Here is a 4,361-nt window from a genome sequence, read left to right as displayed (position 1 = left end):
TGTTCGTGGAAGCGCCTGTGAAACTGGCCCTCCTGATACTCGCGAACTACGATGCAAAACTCTTTTGCCTTAAGATCAGGGCAGATTTCAAAGTTCTCGTACATCGCTTTTTCCATCTTCCTGCTCCATCAAGGCGCTTGGAGTCGCAAATAGCTGGCGGCCTAACCACCATCCCTCACCCCTCGATCGCCGCTTCCACAAATCCCTTGGGATCGCAGAAAAACTCCTGCAGCGCGCGGTAGTGGTAGGTCTGCTCGACCGTGGTCGGCTCAATCCGTATTTGGTGAATTCCAGCAGCGTCGCGTTGGGATAGGCCATCAGCACCGGCGAGTGCGTCGCCATGATCACCTGGCAGCGCTCGGACTTGTCCATGCGGTGCAGCAGCTTCAAAAATTCCATCTGGCGTTTGGGCGACAAAGCCGACTCCGGCTCGTCGAAAACGAAAAAACCCTGGCGCTGACAGCGCTCCTCGAAAAAGCGGATGAAACCCTCGCCATGGGAGAACGAAAGAAAGTCCGGCGGCGGACCTCCGCCCATCGGAGATTCCTGGGCCGCCCGATCCAGATATCTCGCGATGGTAAAAAACGTCTCCGCCCGGAAGAACCAGCCGTAGTTGACCTTCGGCACCCAGCTTGCGCGCAGTGCCACTGTCAATTCTCCGCCGCCCTCCTCCAGGGCAAAGGACCGGTCGTGCCGGTGCGCCTTGCCGCCGCCGGTCTCGTCAAAGCCTGCCATGACAGCCAGTGCTTCCAGCAGCGTCGATTTACCTGACCCGTTCTCGCCGGCGATGATGGTGATGGGGCGATCGAAGGTCAGCGAAAAATCATCGTGCAGAAACGGCAGGCAGAACGGATAGGCATCGCGATCGGGAATGCGCGCCGGATCAATCCAGACGCGCTTCAGATACGGCGCCGGCAGATCGATGTCGCGATTTCGTCGTGAACCCATGCCCCCTGCTCCCCACCCTCAATGCACTCACAGGCTGCATGGAACGTAACAGGAACATTCACGGAATGGAAGCGGCTTTGGCACGCCGCCAGCAGCGAAACGCCGTTCCGTGGCGGACGGCCGGAGCAGCAAGCGGCCACCTGTCGCTTTGACCCAGCTCAATGCCCCCACGCCGCCCCGGTTAGAAATTACCTTTGCAGCCGCGGAGGGAAAGCCGTGCGATTGAATAACCCAGTGGACTACGCCTTGCCGCAGCCCGGAACGCCTGAAGCCATCGAACTGGGATGCACCTGCCGGTTTGTCGCCCACGACGCCAAACTGGAGGAACCGGCGCCGTCAGGCATGCTGGTCGCTCCCGACGCAAACTGCCCCGTTCACGGCAACGCGGCTCAACTCGAGGAGCATGAGTAATGTGGCGCCACGCCCCCCTTCATATCGCCCTCGTCATCCTGCTTGCGCTTGCGGTTTTTTTCCTTATTCGCGTGCGCAGTGCAGCGAGCGCGACAGTTGAGCCGAGCGGCGTGTCGGAAGGACATCGCCTGGCCGAGGCCTGGTGCGAAAACTGTCATGCCGTTGAGCGCCACGTGCTGGAAATGCCCAACGAACCACCGAGCTTCCAGGCCATCGCAAACCAGCACGGAATCACGCCGCTTTCGCTGAAGGTGTTTTTCAGGACGAGCCACAAGGACATGCCGAACCTGATCATCGGCCCCCACCAGGCGGACGCGCTTGCAAGCTACATCCTCAGTTTGAAGAACCGATAACTCGTCTTGCCTAATTCGCCGGCGTCATTCCGGGATGCGCAGTCGCAACAAAATAGCGAAGCAATTTTGCGCGGAAGGTGCAGGGCCAGAATCCGTGGCTCCCTGAATGTGCCGGACGATGGATTCCGGGTTCGCATCTACGACGCGCCCCCGGAATGACTACGCGGCGGTGACCGGAGTTCTATTCCGTCGCCTCAACGTTAGGCGGCATATCCGCCGCTTGTCACGACGCGACCGCCCATCCTTCCGCGCTGTTCGGCACCTCGATATCGATCTCGAGCATCGACACCAGATTGCCGCGGTCCATCGTGACCCTGACCTTCTCGGCGTCGAGCGTCACGTGGCGGGAGACGACAGCCAGGATTTCCGATCGCAGCAGTTCCAGCAACTCAGGCTGACCGCACAGGCCGCGCTCGTGGGCCAGCAGGATCTGCAACCGTTCCCGCGCCACGGGTGCGGACGCCGTGCGGCCGCCGAACAGCCGCGGAAAATTTATCATGCGGCCCTCCGTCCCAGGAGCCGGTCCATCAGCCCCTTCCGCGCGGCCGGCACCAGCACGGGAATGGTCGCTCCCATCAAGCGGCGCGCCGCATCGGTGTAGGCACGGGCCGGGACGCTGTTGGCGTCGTTGAGCGTCACCGGCATCCCCACATTGGAGGCGCGCAGGACGTCCTGACTTTCGGGAATGATCCCGAGCATCTCCGTCGCCAGGATGTCGGTCACATCGTTGATCGAAAGCATTTCTCCACGCGCCGCGCGGCCGGTGTCATAGCGGGTGATCAACAGGTGTTTTTGCACCTGTTCCCCCTTCTCCGCCTTCGCCGTCTTGGAATCCAGCATCCCGATGATGCGGTCGGAATCGCGCACCGAGGACACTTCTGGATTGGTGACGACCACCGCCTCGTCCGCAAAGCGCATCGCCAGCATCGCCCCCCGTTCGATCCCGGCCGGGCTATCGCAGATGATCCAGTCGAACTTCGTTCGCAGCTCGGCGATGATCCTGCCGACGCCCTCTTCGGTCAGCGCGTCCTTGTCCCGGGTTTGCGAAGCCGGCAGGAGCCAAAGATTCTCCAGGCGCTTGTCGCGAATGAGCGCCTGCGAGAGGTTGGCAATGCCCTGCACCACGTTGATGAAGTCGAACACCACGCGCCGCTCGGCCCCCAGCACCAGGTCGAGATTGCGCAGGCCGACATCGAAGTCGATGACGACGACCTTCTCTCCCATTTGCGCGAGCGCCGCACCGAGGGCGGCGGTCGAAGTCGTCTTGCCCACGCCGCCTTTGCCTGACGTTACGACCAGCACCTTGGCCATTCTGTATTCTCCCCAAATCCAATCAACTAAGTGGTGAAATCTGCACGAGGTCGCCCTGCAGCCAGACCTGCATCGGTCCGTGATACGCGGCGGCGTCGATCTGTTCGGCTGTCCGGTAATAGCCATCGATCGCCAGCAGTTCGGCTTCGACCTTCTGGCAGTAGATCCGCGCGGTCAGATTGCCGTTGATGCCTGCCATCGCGCGGCCGCGCAGCGTCCCATAGACATGGATGGAGCCGCCGGCGACGATCTCGGCGCCCGATGAGACCGAGCCCACGATCGTGATGTCGCCATCGGGAAAAACGATCGACTGGCCGGAGCGCACCTGGGTATCGATCAACAGGGACGCCGCCTTTTTCGCAGCCTGCTTCTTCGGCTCGCTGCGCGGGACCACCGCATTGCGGCCGCCGGTGAGCAAGGGCGGCAGGCTCGCGCTCAGCCGCTCGGCGTCCACGCCCTCGAGCCCGAGGATGCGAAGTCCCCGCTGCTCCAGGCTTGCGACGAGTTGGCCAATCGCATTCGAGCTGAGATCGACCGCGGAAAGATCGAGCACCACCGGCTTTCCTGCGAAGAAACCCGGCGACTGATTGAGGGTTACGTCGATTTCCTCGAGCCAGTCGATGATCGGAACCACCGGAAAAAACACGAACGCAACATAGGAACGCCCTCGCATGCGAATGGACTTCGGCTTTGGCCCCACAACCGCATCCATGACGATCCGCTCTCGCCTCTTGTATGCCGGCGCCCCGCCGGCCATCATCAGTGTGTGCCCCCGCCCACGCCTTTCGATTCGCTCGAATGAAATTGAGTCGCCGGGCGAAATTGAGTCGAAAAGTGGAAACGGTTGGGGCGCCGCAAAATCATTGTCGGCGCATCACGCGCGAAAACTAACAAAGTGAATTGACAGTCTGGAAAGCCAAAGCCGCCGGCTGATTTGCTCTCTCCGGCGAGTTCTTTCTCTCGGCGCCGTCGTTCCCGCGCGCAAGCTATGGTGAGCAATTGCGCACCTGAGACTCCATTCCTTCCAATGTTCTTGCCGCGCCATGCATTCCAAACTCGGCCGTTGCACGATCGATCCGGAACGGCAACGAAGGCCTTGACAGCTTTTCCCTCGCCTCACCTGATTTGCCCGTCGTGTTGAAATGTCGCAGGCACGCATGCTTGCGACGACGGGCAAATCACGGGAAAATCTTCGCACGTCTTCCGCCCGGCAAGAGGGGCGTTTCGCGATCGTCACTGAACGTTGGCGGAAGATGCGGTGGACGCGGCGCGCGCAACAGACGAATGCGCGCGCTCGCGGACGGCGAAGTCGTGGCGTCCTGATACCTCGACGCTGGT

General features: G+C 61.5%; 5 protein-coding genes and 1 pseudogene. 2 read left to right on the top strand and 4 right to left on the bottom strand.

Translation table 11 applies throughout. The features are described from left to right. Positions 1–175: 175 nt before the first annotated feature. Positions 176–948, bottom strand: a pseudogene (locus tag NEZ08_RS01055) (AAA family ATPase). 222 nt (positions 949–1,170) lie between these two features. On the opposite strand from NEZ08_RS01055, the gene NEZ08_RS01050 reads away from it, so the two are divergent. Further along, positions 1,171–1,359, top strand: coding sequence for a hypothetical protein (locus tag NEZ08_RS01050; protein WP_298102183.1), 189 nt, complete (start codon positions 1,171–1,173; stop codon positions 1,357–1,359). Next, positions 1,359–1,712 carry a cytochrome c gene (locus NEZ08_RS01045; RefSeq protein ID WP_298102180.1) on the top strand — a complete coding sequence of 118 codons (354 nt, stop codon included), beginning with the start codon at positions 1,359–1,361 and terminating at the stop codon, positions 1,710–1,712. The genes NEZ08_RS01050 and NEZ08_RS01045 overlap by 1 nt, the downstream gene beginning before the upstream one ends. Positions 1,713–1,935: 223 nt before the next feature. On the opposite strand, the gene minE is transcribed toward NEZ08_RS01045, so the two are convergent. The 3 genes from minE to minC are packed head-to-tail and all read right to left on the bottom strand — an operon-like array spanning position 1,936 to position 3,735. Continuing rightward, positions 1,936–2,211, bottom strand: a complete 276-nt coding sequence (gene minE / locus NEZ08_RS01040) for a cell division topological specificity factor MinE (RefSeq protein WP_298102177.1) — start codon at positions 2,209–2,211, stop codon at positions 1,936–1,938. Then, entirely contained in the window at positions 2,208–3,023 is an 816-nt protein-coding gene (minD, locus tag NEZ08_RS01035) for a septum site-determining protein MinD (protein WP_298102174.1), read from the bottom strand. The genes minE and minD overlap by 4 nt, the downstream gene beginning before the upstream one ends. A gap of 22 nt (positions 3,024–3,045) precedes the next feature. Next, positions 3,046–3,735, bottom strand: a complete 690-nt coding sequence (gene minC, locus NEZ08_RS01030) for a septum site-determining protein MinC (protein ID WP_298102171.1) — start codon at positions 3,733–3,735, stop codon at positions 3,046–3,048. Positions 3,736–4,361: the final 626 nt, after the last annotated feature.

Origin of the sequence: Bradyrhizobium sp. (assembly GCF_027451485.1) — a bacterium.
GTDB lineage: Bacteria > Pseudomonadota > Alphaproteobacteria > Rhizobiales > Xanthobacteraceae > Bradyrhizobium.
This window is presented reverse-complemented; position numbering and strand designations above follow the sequence as displayed.